Raw genomic sequence first — 23,893 nt, 5'->3', positions numbered from 1 at the left:
ATATGTCTGTTGCTATTGAAGAAAGCTGGCTAAATGTACTAAAAGAGGAATTTGAAAAGCCTTATATGAAAACCCTCAAAGCTTTTCTATTGGAAGAAAAACAGAAAGGCCATCAGGTATACCCTAAAGGTCCGGATATCTTTAACGCCTTAAACCATACACCATTTGATAAAGTTAACGTGGTTATTTTAGGACAAGACCCTTATCACGGGGTCGGGCAGGCCCATGGATTATCATTTTCTGTACAAAAAGGTGTAGCTATACCACCTTCGCTAAAAAATATTTATAAGGAACTCGGCACAGATATTTCCGGATTTACGGTTCCCAATCATGGCAATCTTACCAAATGGGCGGATGAAGGTGTCTTGTTGTTAAATGCGACCTTAACTGTAAGGGCGCATGAAGCTGGTTCACATCAAGGCAAAGGATGGGAAATTTTTACTGACAAAATAATCAGTACACTATCTGAGAAACGCGAAGGAATAGTATTTCTACTCTGGGGCAGGTATGCACAGAACAAATCAGCATTGATAGACGGCAGCAAACACAGTATACTTACCGCAGCACATCCTTCTCCATTTTCTGCTTATAACGGTTTCCTGGGAAGCAGGCATTTTTCAAAAGCAAATGAGATCTTAACAAAAGCAGGTAAAGCATCCGTTGACTGGCAAATAACTTAGTATTCCAAAGGTACTATCGGTTCTTTTTTAGTAGTGGACATGATCATCATGGTTTGAAAAGTTTTAACCACCGAGATTTTACTTATTTTATCCATGATCAGGCGTTCATAAGCCTTAATGTCATTTACATAAACCTTCAATAGAAAGTCTGCCTGCCCGGTCACATGGTGACACTCAGTAATTTCCTTTATCTGATTTACTTCGTCCAGAAATATTTGAATGGTGTTGTTTTTGTGAAAATCCAGCTGAACCTGGATAAAGGTTTTAATACCCAAACCTAATTTTTCTTCATCAACAAGCGCATGGTAACTTTTGATAAAACCGGACATTTCCAATTTACGCACTCTTTCTAATGTAGGTGCAGGAGAAAGTCCTATTTCCTGGGATAAAAGCAAATTTGTTATCCTTCCGTTTTCTTGCAATAATCTAAGGATCTTAAAATCCGTTTTATCTAGTTCTGCCGCCATTTTAATTTATATGTGACCCAAAGGTAATAAGAATGCGGCATCTGCCAAATTTAATTCTAAAATATTTAGAATTAATTATAGTTTATTTCTTTATATTTTTTTAGATTTGTCTAAATATATAGTTAGATAAACAAAAATGCAGTCTTTTACAGAAGAGAACTACCTTAAAATAATTTACCATTTGTCGCTGGGCAGTACCGCCAGCGTACAAACAAATGCTATTGCAGAAAAGATCCAGACAAAGCCCGCCTCTGTAACAGACATGATCAAGAAACTGGCAGATAAGCAACTGGTCAATTATAAAAAATACCAGGGTGTTACTTTGACTGAAAAAGGGAAGTTAGCTGCGATCAACATTGTAAGGAAGCACAGGCTCTGGGAAGTTTTCCTCGTAGAAAAATTGAATTTTAAATGGGATGAAATACACGATATTGCAGAAGAACTTGAGCACATCAACTCGGCAGAACTTATCGAGCGGCTGGACGAATTTCTTGCATTTCCTAAGAACGATCCTCATGGCGACCCAATCCCTGATAAAAACGGGAATTTTGACAATATCATATTTAATAAATTAAACAAGCTTAAGCCGGGAACCAGGGGTTTGATAATGGGGGTAAATGAACATTCTCCCGCATTCTTAAAGCACCTGGAAAAACTTGGGCTGACGTTGGGTAAGCAAATAGAAATCATAGAGATCACAGAATTTGACGGGTCTATAGAACTTGTTGTAGAAACCAAAAAAATCAGCCTGAGCCGTGAGATTGCCAAACACATTCTTATTAAAATTTAAATATATTCCTTCGATAAATAGTTTAAAAGTACCATGAAAAACCCTGAACATAAAAATGCCGAATCATTAAGTGAGGTCCACCAAAGTGTTGATACCAGTAAACGCACCGGCTGGAGGCGGATACTGTCTTTCATTGGACCCGCATATCTCGTTAGCGTTGGCTATATGGATCCGGGCAATTGGGCTACAGATATCGCCGGAGGTAGTAAGTTCGGCTATCAGCTAATATGGATCTTATTAATGTCCAATCTGATTGCCTTATTGTTGCAGTCGCTCAGCGCACGTTTGGGTATAGTAAGAGGTCTGGATCTGGCACAGGCATCAAGAAATGGCTATCCTAAATGGGTAAATATCCCGCTTTACGGATTGGCGCAAACTGCTATCGTTGCCTGCGATCTTGCCGAGGTTATCGGGATGGCCATCGGCCTGAATCTGTTATTTGGTTTGCCATTGATCTGGGGAATCAGCATTACCATTTTTGACACGGTTTTACTACTCTTTTTACTTAACAAAGGAATGCGCAAGATGGAAGCATTCATTGTTTCAATGGTGTTCATAGTAGGTGTTTCTTTTTTAATAGAAATGTTCATCGTAGAGCCCTCTCTTAAAGAGATCGTAAAAGGCCTTGAGCCCTCGGTGTTATCCGGAGAAGCACTTTATATTGCAATAGGGATCATTGGTGCTACCGTTATGCCCCACAATTTATATCTTCATTCCTCCCTGGTGCAGACCAGGAAATTTGAGCGGGATGACAAAGGCATCAGAGAAGCAATAAAGTTCAATTTTATTGATACTGCAGTGGCCCTAAACCTTGCTTTTTTTGTAAATGCAGCCATATTGATCCTTGCAGCAGCAGCCTTTTATAAAAATGGATTGCATGAAGTTGCCGAAATACAGGATGCACACAGGTTACTCCAGAATATATTTGGGGATGTGGCTCCGGCACTTTTTGCCATAGCGCTGATTGCAGCAGGGCAAAGCTCTACCGTGACAGGAACACTGGCCGGACAGATCGTAATGGAAGGACATTTGAAGCTTCGCATCCAGCCCTGGTTAAGGAGATTAATTACCCGCCTACTCGCCATCATTCCTGCTTTTTTTACAATTCTATGGTTTGGCAACGATGCTCTTGGAGGTTTATTGATCCTGAGTCAGGTTGTATTGAGTCTGCAACTTGGTTTTGCGGTCATTCCGCTAATCCATTTTACATCAGACAAAAAGACCATGAAAGGATTTGCTATCAAGCCCTGGGTAAAGATCCTTGCCTGGATCAGTTCACTGATCATTGTTTTGTTAAACGTGAAACTTGTACTTGAGGAGATTAAAGGATGGGCGGCAGATGGAGGGTGGTATATTTATGCAATTGTAATACCAGTGGCCGTGCTAATAGGCTTGTTATTGCTCTACATATTCATCTATCCTTTGGTTAGTTCAAGAAAACAGTCTGTCGATATTGCACCTCATGGCAATGCGCTCAATATCCAGGCAGTTGAAAAGATTCATTATGCAAGAATCGGCATAACAGTAGATTTCTCTAAAAATGACCGGAATACCATCCGGCATGCCTTGATACAAGGGGGCAAACAAGCTCATTACTTCCTGATACATGTGGTCGAAACTGCGGTAGCACGGTACCATGGCGACTCTGCTCTTGATTTTGAGACACAGAGCGACGCTGAAAACCTGGAAAAATACCGAATTAACCTAGCCGAACTCGGATACAAATCAAGCACGCATATCGGTTATGGCGGTACTGTAAAAGCAATCGTAAATATAACAGAGGAAAATAAGCTTGAACTGCTGGTCATGGGAGCTCATGGACATAAGGGATTAAAAGACCTGATACTGGGCACTACCGTCAATTCTGTTCGTCACAGGGTTTCAATTCCAGTGCTTATTGTCAGATAAAATTGAGATATTAGCGGTTCCTTATGAAAAACGACATTCAAATAAAAAATAAAAGAGCTTACTTCGACTACCACATCATTGAAAAATTCAATGCTGGCCTGGCCTTGCTGGGTACTGAAATAAAAGCCATCAGACAGGGTAAAGCCAATATGTCTGATGCATTTTGCATGTTTGTCGGCAATATATTATACGTAAGAAACCTTCATATCTCAGAATACAGTCACAGTTCCTTTCACCATCACGATATCAAGCGTGACAGGGCACTCCTTTTACAGAAGAAAGAACTTAGAAAGTTAAAAGTAAAAGGGGAAGAAAAGGGATATACTATCGTTCCCCTTCGCATTTTTACAAATGAAAGAGGCTTTGCTAAGATAGAAATTGCACTGGCTCAGGGAAAGAAAGAATTTGACAAAAGAGACAGCATTAAAGACCGGGAATCTAAACGCGAGATGGACAGGGCAATGAAAATATAGGTGTGATCCAGGCTACCAGGCCTGATCTCCCACCAAAGGGACAAACCTGAAAGTATCCAGTTCTATTCGTTCATAGTCAGTTTCACTCACACGGATTACGGTCACCATCTTCTGCGAATTTTCATCGCCTACAGGGATCACAAGTATACCCCCAATTTTAAGCTGCTTGAGTAAGATTTCCGGCACAAAGGGAGCACCGGCCGTTACGATGATTTTATGATAAGGCGCGTAATCTGCAATTCCCTTAGACCCATCGCCAAAGAAAAAATGTGCATTGTAGCCCATGCCTGGCAAAACCCTTATGGTATGGCGGTAGATACTTTCCTGCCGTTCGATAGTATATACATTGGCCCCAAGTTCCATTAATATGCAGGTCTGATAACCAGAACCGGTACCAATTTCCAAAACTTTATCGCCTTTTTTAATATGCAGCAGCTCACTTTGATAAGCAACGGTATAAGGTTGTGAAATGGTTTGCCCATCTCCTATCGGAAACGCAATATCTTTATAAGCCTGGTTCCAGAAAGTCTCATCAAAAAAGAAATGACGCGGAACCTTGCCTATGGCTTTGAGAACATTTTTATCTTCAATACCGCGGGCTTCCAAATGGGCGACTAACTTCTTCCTTGCTCCCTGTTCCCTGTAATTATCTACAAACCTATATGCCATACCATCCCAAAAATAGCTTTTAGAAAACTAATCCTGATATAAATTTCAAACGTATCGCTATAAAAAAGCTAATCTGCACAAAATCAATCTCAATAAATTAATACGGATCTACATCAATTTGTATATTCAGCGACCTGAACTCCTTTTCTGACTGGAACTGTAAAACGGTATCCTTCAAAATCGATTTTACTTTTTGTATGGAAGTACTTTTATCACACTTTATAATAACCTGCTTGATATAATAGTTTCTGATCCGCGACACAAGTGGCTGCTCTGGTCCCAATACCCTGCCGCCCAGCTGACCTTTTAAGACATTTGCAAATTTTACAGAAGCTACGTTCAACAGATCCGCATCCTTATGTTTAATATTAACAAAGATCAGCCTGGTAAATGGAGGATAATTAAACTGTTTACGCTCGGCAAGTTCTTCCTGATACATTTCCAGGTACTTATTTTCAATAACCTGCCCAATGATCCTGTGATTGTCATCGTAAGCCTGTATGATCACTCTACCCTGCTTATCCCGTCTGCCGGCTCTTCCAGCTACCTGTGCCAGCAGCTGATAGCTCCTTTCAAAAGCCCTGAAATCAGGATAATTCAATAAAGTGTCGGCATTGATCACACCTATTAATGTCACATTGTCAAAGTCCAGTCCTTTTGCCACCATTTGAGTGCCAATCAATATATTGGTCTTTTTATCCTGAAAATCAGAGATAATCTGTTGCAAACCGTTCTTTGTACGTGTACTGTCTACATCCAGCCGGGCAATTTTTGCCTCAGGAAAGATAAGGCTTAGTTCCTCCTCTACCCTTTCTGTGCCAAAGCCTTTTTGTTCAATGTGTACAGAACCGCATGCCGGACAGATATTGATACTGCTTTGGTGATACCCACAATAATGACAGTGCAGCTTACCGCTCGTTTTATGATAGGTAAGGCTCACATCACAGTTCACGCATTTGGGAGCATAACCACAGGTAGCACATATCAAAATGGTAGCATACCCCCTTCTGTTCTGAAATAAAATAACCTGTTCCTTATTTTCAAGTGTATTGGCAATCTCGTCCACCAGCTTGCTGGAAAAATAAGAAACCATTTTTTTACGCTTAGTCTCTTCAGCAATACTGATTACCTCCTGTACCGGAAGTTCGACTCCACCATAGCGCTCCATTATCGTCACCAGCCCATACTTACCTGATGCCGCATTATAATAACTCTCAATAGCAGGCGTTGCAGATCCTAAAACTACTTTGGCACCATGTAAATGGCCAAGATAAATAGCTGCATCTCTGGCCTGATACCGTGGGGCAGGTTCTTGTTGCTTGTACGACGACTCGTGCTCTTCATCGACTACAATGAGTTTCAACTCTTTAAATGGCAAAAACACTGCACTTCTGGCACCCAAAACTACCCTGTACTTTCCATTCAGCACTTTATTCCAGATCTCTACGCGTTCATTATTGTTAAATTTTGAATGATAAACCCCAATAGCGTCACCAAAATACCGTTGTATCCGCTCTACAATCTGTGTGGTCAATGCTATTTCTGGCAACAAGAACAATACCTGTCCTCCTTTTTCTATTGCCTTTTCTATCAGCTTTATGTAGATCTGGGTCTTGCCCGACGCCGTAACGCCATGCAATAACACCACATCTTTCACAGAAAATGACTCTTCTACTTGTTGCAATGCATGGTTTTGGGCCTTGCTCAACTCAAAATTTAATATAAAATCATCCGTATTATCTTTGAGCCTGCTTACTGGTTTTTTAGAAACAGTAAAAATCTCTTTATCCAGCAGTGTTTTTAAAGCCGCCGTGCCACATTCACTTTCTTCCACTAATTGTTGCTTAGAAACAACGGGCTGCAGCCGTGACAGTTTTAAATAAGCCAGCAGTGCATTTAATTGCTTAGGTGCTCTTTCCAAAATAACAAAAAGCTGTTTCAGGTTATCCTGATCCTGATAAAAGGAACTTAATGCTATAAATGACTTTAATAAAGGCTTATATTTCTCTACCACCTCCTCAGCTATGTAAACCATACCTTTGTCCAGCAGGGAATTAATTACCGGATAAACGGTTTTCTGTCCCAGCAAAGCCATGACATCATCAATCGTTAACCGGGGCCTGCTTTTCAATGCATGGAGGATAGTTTCTTCTTTTCCGGTATGCACTCCCTCTGCCCAGGTGGCTTCTTCTTTTAACACTATGATCGTCTCACTTGCCAGTTTTAAACCTGCGGGTAATGCTGCGGACATAACATCTCCTTCATTACACAAATAATAACCGGTCATCCAATCCCACAACTGCAGCTGTTCCACGGTGATAATCGGATAAGAATCTACCACATCAATGATATATTTCGCTTCATAGACCGATGGCGCAACAAGATCTATGCTTCTGATTAAAGCAGTATAGATCTTGTTCTTGCCAAACTGGACAACCACCCTCTTTCCAACAGCGATCTGGTCATTTAGCTCAAAAGGCACCCTGTAAACATAATTCTTTGCTAATGAAAGCGGCAGAACTACCTCTATAAAAAGGGTTTCTCTTTCTTCAAAATCCGGTTCATGGAAATCAAGCATTGTCATTTTTTAAAGCCGCAAAAAATAAGGATAGCCAACCACAGATGAATAAAAGACCCCCGACGGGTGTTACCGGGCCTATGTAATTTACAAAGCCAATATCCAATATGCTGCGTGTGGCAAGCAGATAAAGTGACCCGGAAAACAGTAAAATACCGAAGGTAAAAAACCCATAGGCGAGTTTAACAAGCTTACCAGCTCTTTTTGCAGCAAAGAGGTACAGAAACAGCAAAGCAAAAGTATGGTAAAACTGGTATTCCACTCCTTTTGTCCAGATTGCCAATGCATTTTGATCTATTAAACTTTTTAAGCCATGCGCCCCAAAGGCACCAAGTATTACAGCTGTGGCACCAAATAATGATGCAGTTACCAATATACGTTTACTCATTACTCCAGGCATTTTATAAAGCAAACTTAACAAACTTTTTTCAACTGAACCCATGATTGCTGCCTGCTTTTGTCTAAGTTTGTCTATACAAGTCATGAAAAGGATCCTAGTCGTAGTTATCGTATTATTTACTGCCATCATCACCATGGCATACCTCTACTTTAGCAGGCTGAATACTGAACGGGAAAATAATGATAACGATCTGCACGCTGCTGTGAATAATTCTGCGGTGATATTATCCTTTCAGAATGACAAAAGTATTCTTGACATCCTCAAAAGCCAACCTTTATTTTCTGAAATAATTGGTGAAGAAAATTATAACCAGATGGTTTCATTAAAGAATCATTTGCTAAATGTTCCGGCAATTAACAGTATAATAGATCAGCAAGGCATATATATAAGTCTGGTACCGGCAGAAAACCGAAAAATAGATTTACTCTACACCACCCAGATTAATCAGGAAGCTACCATCACCCAGTTACTGGCTGCATTAAAATCCAGCAAGGCCTTGCTGCAAGAAGAAAAGGCAATCACCCGGATTACACTGACAGACAGCTCTGTTTTTTATTTCGGTGTGAAGGACAATTTATTACTGCTTTCAAGTTCGGACAAACCTATCCGGGATGTCATTGCTGCAAAATTTGAAAAGAACAATGAATTTGTCGAGTACATTAAATTAAACAGCAGGCTTTCAAAGACAAGTCTTGCAGAACTGTATATTAACTTTGCAAAACTTCCGGTACTGCTCAAATCAGTAATACCAGGGAAATTAACTGGTGAGCTTTCCATACTCAATAATCAAAACTCATTTGCCTCTTTGGTTTACAATTATAGCAAAGATAAAGTGTTGCTAACCGGAACCACGAAAGCAAATGATGCCAATAACTATTACCAGTTATTTGCCAAACTAGCCCCTCAAAAAATCACTATTACTAATATTTTACCGATCAATACGGCAAATTATTCAGTTTTTACCATTGACAACTACGCCAATTGGAAACCATTATTAGATAAGTGGTTGCTAACACAAAAGACTGATGAAGCCATTGAAAATACCACCGAAAAGATTAACCAAAAGTACCACCTCGACCTGGCACAAGTATTTCCAAAATACTTTAAGGACCAGATCATAACATTCCAGCTCAGTACTACCGAAAGGCTAGGTGCAATTAATTTGAGCAATGGTGATAAAACAGATCAGCTTCTTTTGGAATTGAGTACAGAATACAATGAAGAAATAAGGCTTTTCCGGGAAGAAACCCTATTGTATGCCTATTTTGGAGAACCATTCAAAAAATTTAAGCGGCCTTATTATACCATTATTGACAATTACCTGGTATTTGCCAACAATGCAAGCACAATACAATCATTCTTAAACAGTTATAAGAATAACCGGTTATTAATTAATGACAAAGGGTATAGCTATACCATAAATCTGCTTCCCAATACAGCATGCATCAGCTTTTTTGTGGACCTGCCGCATTCCACTGATATTTTTAGAAAAAACAGCTTTTCAACTTATTACAAGCACATGATTTCAGAAAATGGGCTGAAGAACTATTCCTCTTTCACCTACCAGCTAAATGGGGACAATGGCAAATTTCAAACAAATATGCTGATCAATAAAAACCAGCAAATAATCACAGATTCTTTAGCTATTAACATCGATTCATTAATAATCGCACCCTGACATATAAATTTAATTCATTAGCTTTATTGGGTTACGTCTATATTATGTTAAGAAAATTCACCTTTCTCTGTTGCCTGGTATTTTTTGCTAACCAATCAAAAGCGCAGCAATATGGCTTATTTAATACCAAGACCATGTTTGATGGATTTGAAAATACTGCCCAAAAAACATTTGTACTGGACTATTCACGCCAATATGCCTCCAATTTCTTTTTACCTAATCTGACTATAAATGCAAATACTGATGGCAATGACCAACTATTTCGTTTACTTGCCAGGACCGGACTTTCTACCACCAAAGACAGCTTGTCGCAAAACAAATATTTAAATATGCTGCTGCAGAGCCCCAATATATATTTGTTTAATTATAAAATATTTAAATCCTATAAGTATCACAAAGAGCTGGGTTTTTCATGGCAGTTGCGTACCGACGTCGAATTTAACTACAACAGAGAAAGTCTCGACATTCTGGACAACTATAAAACAAATCCCAATTACATCAATATCCCTTTAGCAAACTCCTTCAATAGCTTTGACAGGGTGCAGTCATACCATCAGTTTAGCCTGAGCTATAGAGAAAACTATAATAAAAAACTGGCTTTCGGTGCCAAAATCAGTATCCTGAGCGGCATATTATACAATAGCCTCAACCTGGCCAATACCAGTTTTACCTTTGATCCGGTACAGGACGAAATAAGAATGGCCCTTGAGGGTGACTTTCGTACAAGTTTTGTAGAAGGCAGTAAGCTAAGCAACAAATCCTTTTTGCCGAGCTTTAAAAATCCCGGCCTTGCTATAAGCCTGGGCACTACATACACCGCAAAAAGCGGTGTATTTATCATGGCCAATATAAAAGACCTGGGCTTTATCAGATGGAAAGAAACCTCCCTTCAGCAATTTGATACACCTGTGAGGATCACATCGGCGGCTGAGAGAGATGTTGCTTACCTTGAAAACAGGATTGCTGCTGAAGTAGCTAATCCTAAAGATGACAATACCGGCTTTTACAGCCCCACCAATGCCAGAGCAGATTTCCTCATTTCCAAATCCTATGGCAGCTATACCCCCAGCTTGGTATTGTCAAAAAATCTATTCTTTAAAGGTGGCGATGCAACACTGGTAAATAGATTTAATTTTAATAATTTCTCTGCCAGCATCAACCCTTCCTACAATTTGGCAAATCTTTTTATGCTGGGTGCCCAGGGAATGTATCAGACGCCAAATTTTGAAGTCTACCTGGGAACCAACAATGCGTTTAATACCATAGATCAGACAAAGATAAACAAGCACAACGGAGCTATCGGAACCGGCTATAACAGTTTTGCAGTATATGCAGGCATAGGGATTAAGTTTGGTTATTTCGTAGAACATCCTCAAAACAGCAGCTATATGCCCGGACTGGATGAGGAGGAAACTAGCTTCTTTAGACGTCTTTTCAGCGTATTTTCCAAAAAGAAGTAACATTACGGTTAACTGGGTTTACTACCTCTTTTTAGGTGTGGTCAGCACGAAATCCTTTAAATAAAAAGGTTCAAAATAGGCTACATCTACAAATTTAGCAGCAGCAAATGCCTCATATGAAAGTTTGCTCATATTGGTCGCAGAGTTAAAATTAACATCAGAGAATGATGCATGCTCATGTTGCAGCACTGCTTTACACTTTTCAGCCCCGTCACCTATAAAGCTTACATTATTTGATGCCAATACTTCTGCAAAGCTATGCTCATCAATAATCTGCGCAGCAACAGGCGTTACTTCTTTCAAATCCTTATCATATAATCCAGTAAACACTTCCATTCTCCTGGCATCGATCATCGGGCAGACCATCCCTGAATAATATGGCTGATCAATCATAAATCCGGCTGCCATCATTTGAAGCGTATCTATGGCAATTAATGGTTTATCCAGCGCAAAGCACAATCCTTTGGCAGTGGATACTCCGATCCTCAGGCCTGTATAAGAACCCGGGCCTTTACTTACGGCCACAGCATCTATATCCGCAAACTGCAGGCCTGCAGTATCCATAACCTCTTTTATAAATAAAGTCAAGCTACCGGCATGGATATTACTCGCCTTTTCTTCCTTCAGGGCAATGGTCTTGCCATTTTCAGAAATAGCAGCAGAGCAGACTTGTGTAGCGGTTTCGATTTGAATTATAATAGCCATAATATTAATTGTTAAGGGACAGGATCATGGCCATGGGCTCCCCAGGGGTGACACCTGCCGATGCGCTTTAAAGTCAGCCAGCCCCCTTTAAAAGGGCCGTGCTTTTTGATCGCTTCTATGCCGTATTGCGAACAGGTGGGTGTAAACCTGCAACTTGCTCCGAGCAAAGGTGATAACAGCCATTGATAGCCTTTTATCAGGATCAAAAAGATCCAGCCTAATAAAGTTTTAATTAATCCCATCGGTATTGCTCAGTTCAATGGTTGACACCAGTCGTTTAAAAACAGCTGACAGTTTTTTCTCAAAAAACGAATAATCATAAATCTGCTTCCCAACAAATTGTAATGAAAGCAACAGCAGATCTTCGCGATCTGTAAGCAATGAATAAAGTTGTATTTGTTTTTGTAATCTATAAGCCTCTCTTGATCTGCGTTTGATCAGATTTCGGTCTACCGCTCTCCTGAATCTCTTCTTGGAAGCATTGATCACAACCTGTACAGGGAAGGAATGTGGTGTATCCGTAAACAGATAGGATACACGAAAAGGGTATAATAAAAAAGAAGAACCGTCTTTAAACAGCAAGTCAATTAACTTCCTGCTGCACAACCGTTCTTCTTTATTAAATGTGTTCATGTTCTTGATAGCTATCTTGCAGATTGTTTTGATCTGCTAACACTCAGCAAAGTGCTGCAATCAAAAACTATGCTTTATGACGGCCTTCGCTTGAAACCGTTAATCTTTTTCTTCCTTTTGCACGACGTGAAGCTAATACTCTTCTACCGTTTGCTGTAGCCATTCTTTCGCGGAAGCCATGCTTGTTTCTTCTCTTTCTTTGCGAAGGTTGGAATGTTCTTTTCATAACTGTATTATATCTTAGACTATTTTTTTAATTAAGAGGTGCAAATATAGTGTGATTTTTTAATAATTGCAAGTAATTATTAAAAGGTAATTATAAACCTAATGCGGTTTTTAATTTTACATAACCTGTTTTACTTACCGGCAACCATATATCAGACTTCAAAAGTACGATATAACTGTCCTTTTCTTTTAGTTCTATGCGGGTTACTTGGGCAAGGTTTATGATATAGGAGCGGTGTATCCGGATAAACTGCCCAGGATCTAAAGTGTGCTCAAAAAAGCTCATGGTCTTATTTTTGTGAAAAATTCCCTCTGTAGTACTCATTTTCACATAATCATCATCTGCTTCGAGGTAATGGATATCTGTTACCGCAATGATCTTAATGACTCCATTTTTCTTTACCACTACCCTATTATTCTGTGCCGGACTCATCGCAGCAGAATCCAGCAATTCCTGTGTGGCCACTCCTTCGGCATTGGCCAGCCTTAAGGGCAGCTTCTGAATAGCCAGGTCAAACCTGCTTTTTTCAATAGGCTTTAGCAGGTAATCTATGGCATTTACTTCAAAAGCTTTGATGGCATATTCATCAAACGCAGTCGTAAATATTACTGCCGGGGGCTTTTCTACCAGCTCCAGCATTTCAAAACCATTAATTTTTGGCATCTGTATGTCCAGAAAAATAAAGTCTGGCTGATGTTGGGTAATTGCTTTTAAACCATCAAAACCATCACTGCACTCGGCTACCACCTCAATCTCCGGAAAATCACTTAAATAATGCTTCACAATATCTCTGGCCAGAGACTCATCATCAATCAATATAGTTCTTATCATTCTTTTGAGGTATTTTAAGCGTAGTTATAAAAAAATTATCGTCGGTAGCTTGTGTTTGCAGTAAAGTTTCATCGGCAAACAGCAAATATAATCTTCTTTTAATGGCCGACAAACCAAAACCTGTACCTCCGGTTGCCCTCATCTCAGGATCATAAGGATTCTGAACCTTTACTACCAGCACGTTATTCTCTACCTTTACAAACATAGAGATCGTTATTGCAGACGAAGTATTGTACAATCCAAACTTTATGGCATTTTCTACAATGGGTTGCAGTAAGGTACCCGGCAGGTATAATTCCATGGTATCTTCCTCTACTTCTACCTGTATATTTAGTCTGTGGCTAAACCTGACTTTTTCAATATCCAGGTAGAGTTGTATGTACTCCATCTCCTCGCTCACGGCTACCCATACTTCATCATCACGTTTAAGTGTCCCTCTCAAAAAGGCGGCTAACTTAGTAATCATCGTACCCGCCTCTTTCGGATTTACAATGGTCAGTGCATATACAGAGTTCAAGCTGTTAAATAAAAAATGAGGTTGCAACTGGTGTCTCAACTTATTCAATTCAGCCTCTTTACTTAAGTTTTGAGCAGTAAGCAGGCGGTCCTGCGTAGCTGATTGCTCTTCAAGCCTGTACCATAAAATATTGGCCAGGGCACACCAGGCGATAAACACAAACAAGATCACAAATCTTATCAGCAAAGAAAGGTTTAGAAAACTGAGATAAGTCTTGTCGTCCATAAACAGCATGGCCAGCAAAAACTTACTCGCAAAGGTAATAATAAGCGCAAGCATCAAGGTTAGCACCAGTATAAACAAAATGGTTTCATTCTTAGGCTGATAATAACCAAGCAGATTACTCAAACTTATACAGGCCACAGCAAGCAGGCCATTGGTAACCAAGCTATCCGAAACCGATATCATGATACTGAAATTCAGCGTATAATAAAACAGAAAAATGAAAACTGCTACCCATACCAAAAATATGGAAGCAGCTATCTTTTGTATCTGAATAATTGATAAAGGTCTGGTTGTCAAAATATATCAGGATCTAATAATGAGTTTGAATTAAAAATTTCTTATCTCTACCCCACCAAACATGGCTACTCCTTTGATGATCAATATTTTCTTTGGCTGATCATTGGCAGGCCCTACGGCTCTTTTATCATCCATCCCTCCAAACACAGCAGTAACTTCAGATTTTACTTCCCAGCTGGGAGGGACAATAATTTTTACCCCACCAAATACGGCCACAACCTCTATAATTATAATACCCTCAAAGTCAGTCTGCGTAAGGTTGAGATCACATCCACCAAATATGGCGACCACTTCACCACCCTTAAAATTTTTAGAATACACATTTTGATGCGTTCCTGCAAAAACATTTACAGAATCCAGGATATCATGCTTGTCTATATCTGTGTACACCTTTTCAGCTACTGGTTCGGCAGGATCGTTCAAATTACCAAAATCTGCATTCTTTGAATCCCATTTATTTTTCCATTGGGCTTTAAAAGACTGTTTTCTTTTAGGTTTAAAGATCAGATACAGCCCAAGAATGATAAAAGCCACAGCAAAATAATATTTTGACATGTCGTAGTTAGTGATGTCTTCAAGGGTGAAGAAGCCTCCTATCAGGACCATAATCAGCCAGCCGCCTCCATCAAAATTGCGTTTATATCCCACAAGTAATCCAATCACGATCAGCAATGTATGCCAACTGATCACCCAGTGAGGGATATTTACACCGATGTTATCTAAAAAAAACACAAGTCCTACCAGTAATAAGATCAAACCACTCCACAATCTGCTGGAACTATTGCTATTTGTTACGTTATCCATTTTCGTTATGTTAATCAATTCTTAATGGTGACTAACCATTAGGAATTATAAATTTAATTATTCCCGTTTATTTCTTCAAATGTAGGCACAACCGGAACACCTACCAACATCGTGCACCCATATTAGGTCAAAACATCGGTAAAGTATATCATTCTATCGGTAAAAATATGCAGGAATAAAAAAGCACTTGATCCATTGTCCGTTATCTTGACAAAGATCAGGTGCCAATCGTACGGAAAGCTAAAGCCTATTTAGATCTAAGCGCATCTCTGATCTCTGCCAATAAAACTTCTTCTCTGGAGGGAGCCGCAGGTGCCGCAGGAGCAGCTTCCTGTTTACGTTTCAAAGAATTAATCCCTTTTACCAACATAAAAACTGCCAGCGCAAGCAATAAAAAGTTAATGGCAACGGTAATAAAATTACCATAAGCAAATATTACTGTATCAGGGACTTCTCTGGCCTTATCAAGCGCCAGGCCATTGTCAACGGTACCTTTCAGTACGATATACATATTGCTAAAGTCAACCGAGCCTATTACAGCAGATATTAAAGGCATCACTAAATCTTTAACAACGCTGTCAATTATTTTACCAAAGGCACCTCCGATAATAACACCCACAGCAAGATCCATTACACTGCCTTTAACAGCAAACTCTTTAAATTCTTTAACAAAGCCCATAGATAATTGATTTGATTTACCTAAAGTTATACAATCCGGCAGCAAAAGCAAAAGAATTCCGAACATTTTACTTAGATACACACCTCTATATCCGTTCGGGATGCGGTTACGCTTGGGTAAGTCTTCGGAGGGCATTGAGTAAGGGTTGGAAGGGCTGTGGGGTATACCAACCCCTAACCAACCCTTCCTCAACCCTTAGCCAATACCCTGTCAACAGCGAATGCATAGCGAATGGGCACCAAATCGTCTACTTGAACAAGGTTGCAAACCTACTTTTCTTTCCGTTCTTAACTCTATTCTTAAAATGAACTAAATCCCAGATTGTTTTACTAAATTTATTGATCAACCAAATATGCAAAATATGACAACCAACTCCAGAAGAGATTTTATTAAAAAAATAGGTATTGGAACAGCAGCCCTGTCCATTGGAGGCAATGCATTGGGAAAGAACGTTTTTGGAGGTACCGGATCAGGATTTAGTGCAAAGAGTTACAGAAATATAATAGGTGCCAACGAAAGAATTAATATGGCTACGATAGGTGTAAACAGCAGGGGCAATAGCATGGGCGGCACTTTCGCCCGCCAGAAAAACACCCATATTGCTACAGTCTGCGACGTAGATACAAGAACAATACCTAAGGCCATCAAAACCATTATGGATGCAGGGCAGACTACTCCTCCAAAATCTGAAAAAGACCTGCGCATAGTTTTGGAAGACAAAACAATTGATGCTATCTATACTGCCACACCCGACCATTGGCATGCCCCACTTACCATTATGGCCTGTCAGGCAGGTAAACATGTATATGTGGAAAAACCCTTAAGCCATAATCCAAATGAAGGTGAGCTGGCTGTAGCTGCTGCAAGAAAATACAACCGCATAGTACAGATGGGTGCACAGCGGCGCTCCGCGCCTACACTTACAAAAGGGATTAAATTATTACATGAAGGAATAATAGGCCGTGTTTATATGGCTAAAACCTGGTATACCAATGCGCGAAAAGAGAACTTTCTCAAACCCGGAGATGTACCGGAGTGGCTGGACTATGATTTATGGCAGGGCCCTGCACCCAGAATGCCTTATAAAGATGGTCTGATCCATTACAACTGGCACTGGTTTTGGCATTGGGGAACGGGCGAAGCGCTAAACAATGGAACACATGAAGTGGATGTGGCGCGTTGGGGTCTTGGTGTCGACTATCCGATCCGCGTCAGTTCTTCAGGAGGTATATATCAATTTAAAGACGACTGGGAAACTCCTGATACACAAATAGTAGCCATAGACTATCCGGGCAATGTGTCTTTGGTGTGGGAAAACAGAAGCCGAAATGGAAGAAAGATTGAAGGACAGGAAAGAGGAATTATCTTCTATGGTGAAAAGGGAAGTCTGGACACTGGTGAGGATGCCTATAAAATTTATGACTTACAGGGCAAACTGATAGCGGATGTTAAGCCAGGTACCGGAGCTGAAACTATGGAAGGTAGAAATACAGCCAGTCCAAGTCTGGGAATGGATAATTTGCATGTAATGGATTTCCTGGATGCGATAAGAAATAACAGACGCCCTAACTGTGATGTAGAACTGGGTCACAAAAGTACAGTAGCAATGCAGCTGGGTAACATTTCACTAAGAGTAGGTCATGATTTAAAGATTGACGCTAAAAATGGCCATATTATTGGAGATAAGGATGCGCAAAGGTTATGGAGCCGTACTTATGAAAAGGGTTGGGAGCCTAAAGTGTAAAACAGGTTTAACAAATTTCTGTTATCTTAACGAAAATACGTATTTTTGACATTGGTTAATACCATTTCTGCCACATATGCTAAAACAACATCTACAACAAAAACTACTTCAAAAATTATCCCCTCAGCAAATTCAATTTATAAAATTGCTGCAGGTGCCAACTGTCGCATTAGATACACGAATTAAAGAAGAACTTGAGGAAAATCCGGCCCTTGAAGATCCAAGCCTGATGATTGCTGAAGAACCGAAAAATGAATATGATGACCTAAACGACGGGCCTGAGGAATATGATGCTGGCTCGAAAGAAGAAAACACTGATGAGTTTAATGTAGACGATTACCTTCAAGATGACAATGTCAACGATTATAGCACATCTTATAACAACAATGATGATGACGAAGAAAAAAAGGAAACTCCTATTGCAATAGAAAGCACCTTTTTTGAGAGTTTGCAGGAACAGCTGGATCTGGTTCCTTTGTCAGATCATGATTTCATAATAGGAAAGCAAATAATAGGAAGTTTGGATGATGACGGATACCTGCGCCGACCAATAACCTCGATGATAGACGATCTTGCCTTTTCTCAAAATGTGATGGTCGAAGAAGAAGATGTATTGGACATGCTAAAGGTGATCCAGAGTTTTGATCCTCCGGGCATTGCTGCCAGAGATTTGCAGGAATGTCTGACATTACAGCTGAAACGTAAGGACCCAAACAACCCGATTATCCGGAAGGCGATTGAAATAGTTGAACACTATCTGGATGAGTTTACCAAAAAACACTACGATAAGCTGGAGAAATCTTTAGGCTTAAACAGTGAAGACCTAAAAGAAATCATTGCTGAAATCCTAAGACTCAATCCTAAACCAGGAGATTCTAATCAGGTTACTACCAAACAATTACAGGTAATCCCTGACTTTCACGTTTCTAATAACGATGGCATTCTAATCCTTACATTGAATTCTAAAAATGCACCTGAGCTGAGAGTAAGCCGTTCGTATATAGATATGTTTGATCATTACGATAAGGCTTCTCAGAAAGACAAGAAACTTAAGGAAGCCGTACAATTTGTGAAGCAAAAGCTGGATTCGGCTAAATGGTTTATCGATGCGATTAAGCAAAGGCAGCAAACGCTGCTGAAAACAATGAATGCTATTATGCAATACCAGTACGAGTACCTGCTTACTGGTGATGAAAGAAAAATGCGTCCGATGATATTGAAAGATATTGCTGACAAAATAGATATGGATATTTCTACCGTATCCAGGGTAGCCAATTCTAAATATGTGCAGACTGAATTTGGTACGTTTCTGTTAAAATCGTTTTTCTCTGAAGCTATTCAGACGGAAAGTGGTGAAGAGGTATCCAATAAAGAGGTTAAAAAGATCCTGGAAGACTGTATAGGCAATGAGGATAAGCGTAAACCACTTGCAGATGAGAAATTGACTGAAATACTTAAAGACAGAGGTTATAATATCGCAAGAAGAACAGTAGCCAAGTATAGAGAGCAAATGAATATTCCGGTAGCGAGATTAAGGAAAGAGCTTTAAGAACATCTTTATCAGGAGGCTTTTAATCTGCTACCACATTTTATTGGAGCTCAGCACTTCATATACATTATTCAGCTGCAGCCCTAATACGATTTCGTGGCTGCCATTACTTACTGTATTTAATTGGGATGTTACAAAATCATATGCATAGGTAAGATTCACTAGCTTATTGATATTTACCCCTACCATACCGGAGTAAGAATCATTTTTCCGGTAGCTACCCCCTACCCAAAGCCTGTCTTTGAATGAAATCTTTAAATTCGCATCCAGAGACATTGGTGCAGGACTCGCATGCTTTACCATGACTGAAGGCGTTGCAGCAATATCTTCAGCAATGAAGAACCTGTAACCAGTAGTCACAAAAAAATGGGGAATCTCCTTTCCAGTACTAAACTCAGTAGGCACACCAGTAAACACCAGTTTCTGAGGCAGGATCTGTTGTATGGATGCCCCTGCAAAAAAACTGGATCCATATAGCCATAGGCCTACTCCAAGATCAGGTTTGATCTGACTTACGATCGTATTTCTAACGGCAGGATCCTCAATTGGCCCAAAATCTAGCGCATTAATATCCAGGCCAATTCTGGAAATTCCTGCAGCTACGCCTACGGACAAATTAAGCCGCTGGCCTAATTGCAGATGATATGCGTAAGTAAGGCTTGCATCTATTCTTGATAATGGGCCTACATCATCCATAACTACTACTACTCCCACCCCGTGATGTGCAGGAGAAGCTGTATAGTTTTGCATATAATTCCTGCTCATCGGATCTTCACCCTTTTCAGGTAATGAAAGTGCATTTCTCCATAGATACTCGCCCCCAAGGCTCCAGTTGGCCGACACAAATGAAGTTTTAGGTGCATCATCAATACCTGTCCACTGTTTACGATAACCCAATTTTACATCAGTATAATTCTCCATTCCGCTCAGGGCAGGATTGAGCAGGTAATTATTAAATATATATTGAGTGTAATGAGGCCTTTGTTGTGCATCAGCATTGATGCTCAGCATCAATAATAGGAATATTATATAGCTTGAAATTTTCAATTTACCTTAATATAGTTAATGATCCCGTTATGCTTTTCTTTTTATTATTTGGATTGATAATATAGTAATAAGTTCCGACAGGTAAAGCTTCATTTTTAAAATTTCCATCAAAAGGCTCAGCATAACCCTTACTGTAAAATATACGAACACCCTGACGGGTAAAAATCTGAACGGTCACATCGGGGTAGGTGTCCACATATTCGATCAACCAGGTATCATTTGCACCGTCGCCATTAGGGCTAAATGCATTAGCTGGTTTTAGTCCCTCCAGGACATTTAGTTTTATAAGCTTAACAATGTTACAACCTTGCGCAGTAGATACCGTAAGGGTATACACCATATCTTCTTCTCCGGTTACTGTTGGGTTTAATACATCGTCTCTATCAAGACCGATTGAAGGTGACCATTTAAATGTCAGACCATCGCCCGTAGCACTGGCAACTATCTTCCTTTTTCCACCGGCAAGCACATAAATTTCACTATCTATAGTCAGAATGGGGATTGGGTTAACGGTGATGGTTTGTCTGACTGTGTCTGTACAGCCATCAGCTGTGGTAAAGTTAAAAGTTAAGGTATGTGCCCCCAAGCCAGCCAGCATCGGGTCAAATTTACCATCCGTATCCATCCCCGGTCCACTGAGGGAACTTTGGCCCGGCACCCCAAGTGTTTCTTTTGCTTGTACAACAGTCAATTTTCCGGCGTTCAGACAGACATCTGGCATATTGTCAAAAACAAGTATCGGCGAAGGTTGGAGTGTAATCTGCTTTTCGATGATTTCACTGCATTTTGTACCCGAATAAGCTACTAACCGGACGGTCACTACTTTGGGAAAAGGTGTCGTAAAGTTTGGATAAAGGTATTCGTATGCTTCTCCCGGTTCAGGTTCTTCGTCAATTATTACTTCATTTGGCCGGTTTACAACATCCATATACCAGGCTATTTTTGTGATCACCCCGGAGTTTACACTTGAATTATTTTTTACCATGACCACTTTGTTGCCGCAGGTAGTAGTGGGACTAAGTATGTCAAAACTGGCGGTGATCTGTGATCCATTAACTGTAAAGTTCTTTTTTAATATAGTGCTGCAGCCACTTGTATTTCTCACTGTCAGCGTTACAATATACTGACCAGCCATCCCATACTTGTGAGCGCCGTTAACTTGTGTAGAAGTGTTGGCCGCTCCAGAAGCAGGATCACCAAAATCCCAGGTAAAAGTCAGGCCTGCTGTATTCCCTTGTTGATTTCCTGATTTATTGATAAAAATCGCGAGGTCATCTTCAGCACACACTTCGGGGAGCAGGAAATCTGAGTTGGAAAGATCGTAGATAATCACTTCTTGCTGTGTAGCCAGGCTAACGCAGCTATTGGCTGTCTCGGCGACAAGTGTGATGGTATAGGTGCCTGACTGCGTATATTGATAGCCAAAAGGTATTTTGCTGGTTCTGACTACAGGAGTTTTACCATCTCCAAAATCCCATGTCCATTTTACTATGGTACCGCTAGCTACCGAAGATTGGTCTGTCAACAGCAGATCAGTATTTACACACCCCTGGGCCGCAACTTGAAAACCCGCGTTAATTTTTGGTAAGATGGTGATTTTTTTGACTATTTCATTCATACAACCGTCATCTAGTCCGGCAAATAAGGTAACCGTATATTCTCCACTTTGCTTGTATAAATGCACAGGATTCTGCTCGGTAGAAGTCTCGCCATCACCAAAATGCCAAAGCCATTTGTTTATAGGTTTGTCAGCTATATTGGAATTGCTTCTGTCTGTAAAGGGAAGTTCAGCATCTGGACAAGACAAGGCATCCAGACTAAAATCGACGCTAGGAATGGGATATACCTCAAACTCAAAATTATATTCTATATCACCAGCCAGACAATTATTGGCATTTGGTGCTTCAGCTATGACCTTTATCCGCTCGGTACGTAATTCAGTAAATTTTCTGTCTTGATTAAGTGAATACTGGTACGCTACTTCACCTGAGGTTGTGATCACTTCTTTATAAGTTAGTGATCCGGGTATGGCTGCTTCATTATTCAACTGCCAACTAATCCTTTGAGCTATATAAGGAAGAATGATCTTAAAATCAGAAGGCTGATCAATGCAGGCATTGGGGGCATCAATATTTGTTATCGTATTGTTTATGAGTAAATAATTATTTGCCGCCAGATTGGTACCGGCAGAATATGCATATGATTCTGCATCTCCGAAACCGTAAGCTATGGCATTGAAACCTTCTGCGGCTGAGAGGTTGGAGCTTATTTCTGTAATAGGCAACTGCTGGTAAGAATAGTCGGGATTTGAAGGAAAGCTCTTCCAGCCATTCTGTACCAAAGCACCATTTATCCTAAACGTATTTCTAGCTTTGGTTTTTATAATCACATTGATATAGCGTTCGGCTATGGCCTCAGCAGTTGACGAAAACATAGTAACTGCTTTGATATTGAATTCTATGGGATTAAGCAATACCATTTCGGGGTCTCCATGTTTCAAAAAACCATCTATACCTGAACATTTTTGGGTAAGTGAATATTGAGCAACACTTACCCGTTTTGATGCAGAAACAAAAATACCCTCGATCTTTTCTTCAGTCGTATAAAACTGGCCTTTCCCAAGCGTAGCAATGACTACACCGTTAATTTTGACCACAGTATTATTTTCTTCCGCAAGTATCCGGGCAATGTACCGTCTGTCAATAAACGGGGCAACGCCATATTCTTTCCCCCAACTGACGGTAGGATAAAGCTGCTGAAAAAGCGGATCCCTGGAGAGATCTGGTCGCTCGACGCAACCAATTGAGACAGAAGTACTCCCTGAAAAAGCAGCAAAACGTTTAGTACAGTTATCCGGAGACGAAGGATCGACTTCCACGGTAACTCCTGTTAGATCACGTCCACTTACCGCCATATATTCGAATATTTCTCCGGCTTTTTTAAAATCTACTTCCTTTACATTCCCATTATCATTAATTAAAAGCCGGGTATTGTCCTCGGTCGCTACGAGGGTAAGTAAATTATTTCCCCCCAGCGTCTGAGTATAGTTCATGGACATGTATTTCTGGCCCAATGATTCTACGGGAAGTATTAATGACGCAGCAGAACGGAAGCCTGCAAATATATGCGCATAGACGGCAACTTTGGGAAATCCATTGCGTACTTCTATATGGATACCACGATTATTGTAGGGGGCATCAGCATTGGCTTCAGTCTGGTCTATGTAGGCCTGTGAACGATTGACCACAAAGGGTACCGCAGTATTTGCCGGAATGGGCTTGGAGATAGGGGCAGCAGAGCCACACCTTACTGTCACGAAGGAAGCAGATTTTGCAGTTACATAAATTGTAATATTAGCAAGTGCAGGAAGTCTAGTTATAAGATCGAGGGATGGGTCATGAGATGGAAATACCGCCCAAAAGTCTGTTCCTTCATTAGAAATATTCTGAGACTTTGCTTCTTTTAAAAAGACAGTAAGACAAAATAACAAGAAAATCAATCCCCACTTATTCATAATTTTCTTAATATACGAG

The 23,893-nt window shown here is 40.2% G+C and carries 22 protein-coding genes; 8 read left to right on the top strand and 14 right to left on the bottom strand.

The genetic code is table 11. The features are described 5' to 3' along the window. Positions 1-2 precede the first annotated feature (2 nt). A complete protein-coding gene (gene ung / locus EZ437_RS09905) occupies positions 3-680 on the top strand; it encodes a uracil-DNA glycosylase (protein ID WP_131595768.1) in 678 nt (225 codons plus the stop codon). On the opposite strand, the gene EZ437_RS09900 is transcribed toward ung, so the two are convergent. Next, entirely contained in the window at positions 677-1,147 is a 471-nt protein-coding gene (locus EZ437_RS09900; RefSeq protein ID WP_131595767.1) for an Lrp/AsnC family transcriptional regulator, read from the bottom strand. The genes ung and EZ437_RS09900 overlap by 4 nt on opposite strands. A 136-nt stretch (positions 1,148-1,283) precedes the next feature. On the opposite strand from EZ437_RS09900, the gene EZ437_RS09895 reads away from it, so the two are divergent. Genes EZ437_RS09895 through smpB form a run of 3 tightly spaced genes read left to right on the top strand, consistent with a single transcriptional unit; the run spans position 1,284 to position 4,318 of the window. Beyond that, complete coding sequence (locus EZ437_RS09895; RefSeq protein WP_131595766.1) at positions 1,284-1,937, top strand: metal-dependent transcriptional regulator; 654 nt, start codon at positions 1,284-1,286, stop codon at positions 1,935-1,937. A gap of 33 nt (positions 1,938-1,970) precedes the next feature. Next, positions 1,971-3,845 carry an Nramp family divalent metal transporter gene (locus EZ437_RS09890; RefSeq protein ID WP_131595765.1) on the top strand — a complete coding sequence of 625 codons (1,875 nt, stop codon included), beginning with the start codon at positions 1,971-1,973 and terminating at the stop codon, positions 3,843-3,845. A 23-nt stretch (positions 3,846-3,868) separates the two neighbouring features. Continuing rightward, complete coding sequence (smpB, locus tag EZ437_RS09885) at positions 3,869-4,318, top strand: SsrA-binding protein SmpB (protein WP_131595764.1); 450 nt, start codon at positions 3,869-3,871, stop codon at positions 4,316-4,318. A gap of 12 nt (positions 4,319-4,330) precedes the next feature. On the opposite strand, the gene EZ437_RS09880 is transcribed toward smpB, so the two are convergent. The 3 genes from EZ437_RS09880 to EZ437_RS09870 all read right to left on the bottom strand — a co-directional run bounded on the left by EZ437_RS09880 (position 4,331) and on the right by EZ437_RS09870 (position 7,953). Next, entirely contained in the window at positions 4,331-4,987 is a 657-nt protein-coding gene (locus EZ437_RS09880; RefSeq protein ID WP_131595763.1) for a protein-L-isoaspartate(D-aspartate) O-methyltransferase, read from the bottom strand. 97 nt (positions 4,988-5,084) lie between these two features. Beyond that, a complete protein-coding gene (priA, locus tag EZ437_RS09875; protein ID WP_131595762.1) occupies positions 5,085-7,565 on the bottom strand; it encodes a replication restart helicase PriA in 2,481 nt (826 codons plus the stop codon). Further along, a complete protein-coding gene (locus EZ437_RS09870) occupies positions 7,558-7,953 on the bottom strand; it encodes a DUF423 domain-containing protein (RefSeq protein WP_131595761.1) in 396 nt (131 codons plus the stop codon). The genes priA and EZ437_RS09870 overlap by 8 nt, the downstream gene beginning before the upstream one ends. Before the next feature lie 94 nt (positions 7,954-8,047). Here EZ437_RS09870 and EZ437_RS09865 point away from each other — a divergent pair, with 94 nt between their 5' ends. Both EZ437_RS09865 and EZ437_RS09860 read left to right on the top strand, forming a co-directional pair. Then, positions 8,048-9,643, top strand: a complete 1,596-nt coding sequence (locus EZ437_RS09865; RefSeq protein ID WP_131595760.1) for a hypothetical protein — start codon at positions 8,048-8,050, stop codon at positions 9,641-9,643. Positions 9,644-9,687: 44 nt separating this feature from the next. After that, positions 9,688-11,103, top strand: a complete 1,416-nt coding sequence (locus EZ437_RS09860; protein WP_131595759.1) for a DUF5723 family protein — start codon at positions 9,688-9,690, stop codon at positions 11,101-11,103. A 21-nt stretch (positions 11,104-11,124) separates the two neighbouring features. Here EZ437_RS09860 and tsaB read toward each other — a convergent pair whose 3' ends face one another. From tsaB to mscL, 8 genes are all read right to left on the bottom strand, one after another. Further along, a complete protein-coding gene (tsaB, locus tag EZ437_RS09855; protein ID WP_131595758.1) occupies positions 11,125-11,808 on the bottom strand; it encodes a tRNA (adenosine(37)-N6)-threonylcarbamoyltransferase complex dimerization subunit type 1 TsaB in 684 nt (227 codons plus the stop codon). An 11-nt stretch (positions 11,809-11,819) separates the two neighbouring features. Further along, positions 11,820-12,050 carry a membrane protein insertion efficiency factor YidD gene (gene yidD, locus EZ437_RS09850; protein WP_131595757.1) on the bottom strand — a complete coding sequence of 77 codons (231 nt, stop codon included), beginning with the start codon at positions 12,048-12,050 and terminating at the stop codon, positions 11,820-11,822. Beyond that, on the bottom strand, positions 12,037-12,441 hold the full coding sequence (locus tag EZ437_RS09845; protein ID WP_131595756.1) for a ribonuclease P protein component: 405 nt from the start codon (positions 12,439-12,441) through the stop codon (positions 12,037-12,039). Before EZ437_RS09845 ends, yidD begins: the two co-directional genes overlap by 14 nt. Positions 12,442-12,508: 67 nt before the next feature. Further along, positions 12,509-12,667 (bottom strand): 50S ribosomal protein L34, encoded by a 159-nt coding sequence (rpmH, locus tag EZ437_RS09840; RefSeq protein WP_015807371.1) that lies wholly within the window; start codon positions 12,665-12,667, stop codon positions 12,509-12,511. Positions 12,668-12,757: 90 nt separating this feature from the next. Then, a complete protein-coding gene (locus EZ437_RS09835) occupies positions 12,758-13,498 on the bottom strand; it encodes a LytR/AlgR family response regulator transcription factor (RefSeq protein WP_131595755.1) in 741 nt (246 codons plus the stop codon). Further along, on the bottom strand, positions 13,476-14,423 hold the full coding sequence (locus EZ437_RS09830; protein ID WP_131595754.1) for a sensor histidine kinase: 948 nt from the start codon (positions 14,421-14,423) through the stop codon (positions 13,476-13,478). Before EZ437_RS09830 ends, EZ437_RS09835 begins: the two co-directional genes overlap by 23 nt. 144 nt (positions 14,424-14,567) lie before the next feature. Next, entirely contained in the window at positions 14,568-15,341 is a 774-nt protein-coding gene (locus EZ437_RS09825; protein ID WP_131595753.1) for a LiaF transmembrane domain-containing protein, read from the bottom strand. 247 nt (positions 15,342-15,588) lie between these two features. Next, positions 15,589-16,155, bottom strand: a complete 567-nt coding sequence (gene mscL / locus EZ437_RS09820; RefSeq protein ID WP_317126426.1) for a large conductance mechanosensitive channel protein MscL — start codon at positions 16,153-16,155, stop codon at positions 15,589-15,591. A gap of 226 nt (positions 16,156-16,381) precedes the next feature. Between mscL and EZ437_RS09815 the strand changes: the two genes are divergently transcribed. Next, complete coding sequence (locus EZ437_RS09815; RefSeq protein ID WP_225869544.1) at positions 16,382-17,764, top strand: Gfo/Idh/MocA family protein; 1,383 nt, start codon at positions 16,382-16,384, stop codon at positions 17,762-17,764. A gap of 76 nt (positions 17,765-17,840) precedes the next feature. Then, a complete protein-coding gene (gene rpoN / locus EZ437_RS09810) occupies positions 17,841-19,313 on the top strand; it encodes an RNA polymerase factor sigma-54 (protein ID WP_131595751.1) in 1,473 nt (490 codons plus the stop codon). Between the two features lie 30 nt (positions 19,314-19,343). On the opposite strand, the gene EZ437_RS09805 is transcribed toward rpoN, so the two are convergent. Both EZ437_RS09805 and EZ437_RS22005 read right to left on the bottom strand, forming a co-directional pair. Beyond that, positions 19,344-20,360, bottom strand: a complete 1,017-nt coding sequence (locus tag EZ437_RS09805) for a PorP/SprF family type IX secretion system membrane protein (protein ID WP_131595750.1) — start codon at positions 20,358-20,360, stop codon at positions 19,344-19,346. Between the two features lies 1 nt (position 20,361). Then, the gene (locus EZ437_RS22005) at positions 20,362-23,874 is read right to left on the bottom strand and encodes a PKD domain-containing protein (protein WP_131595749.1); all 3,513 of its coding nucleotides are present in this window, start codon (positions 23,872-23,874) and stop codon (positions 20,362-20,364) included. Between the last annotated feature and the right edge of the window lie 19 nt (positions 23,875-23,893).

The sequence above is a fragment of the Pedobacter psychroterrae genome (assembly GCF_004331695.1).
Classification (GTDB): Bacteria; Bacteroidota; Bacteroidia; order Sphingobacteriales; family Sphingobacteriaceae; genus Pedobacter; species Pedobacter psychroterrae.
Note: the sequence above shows the minus strand (reverse complement) of the source record. Positions and strands in the feature narration are given on the sequence as shown.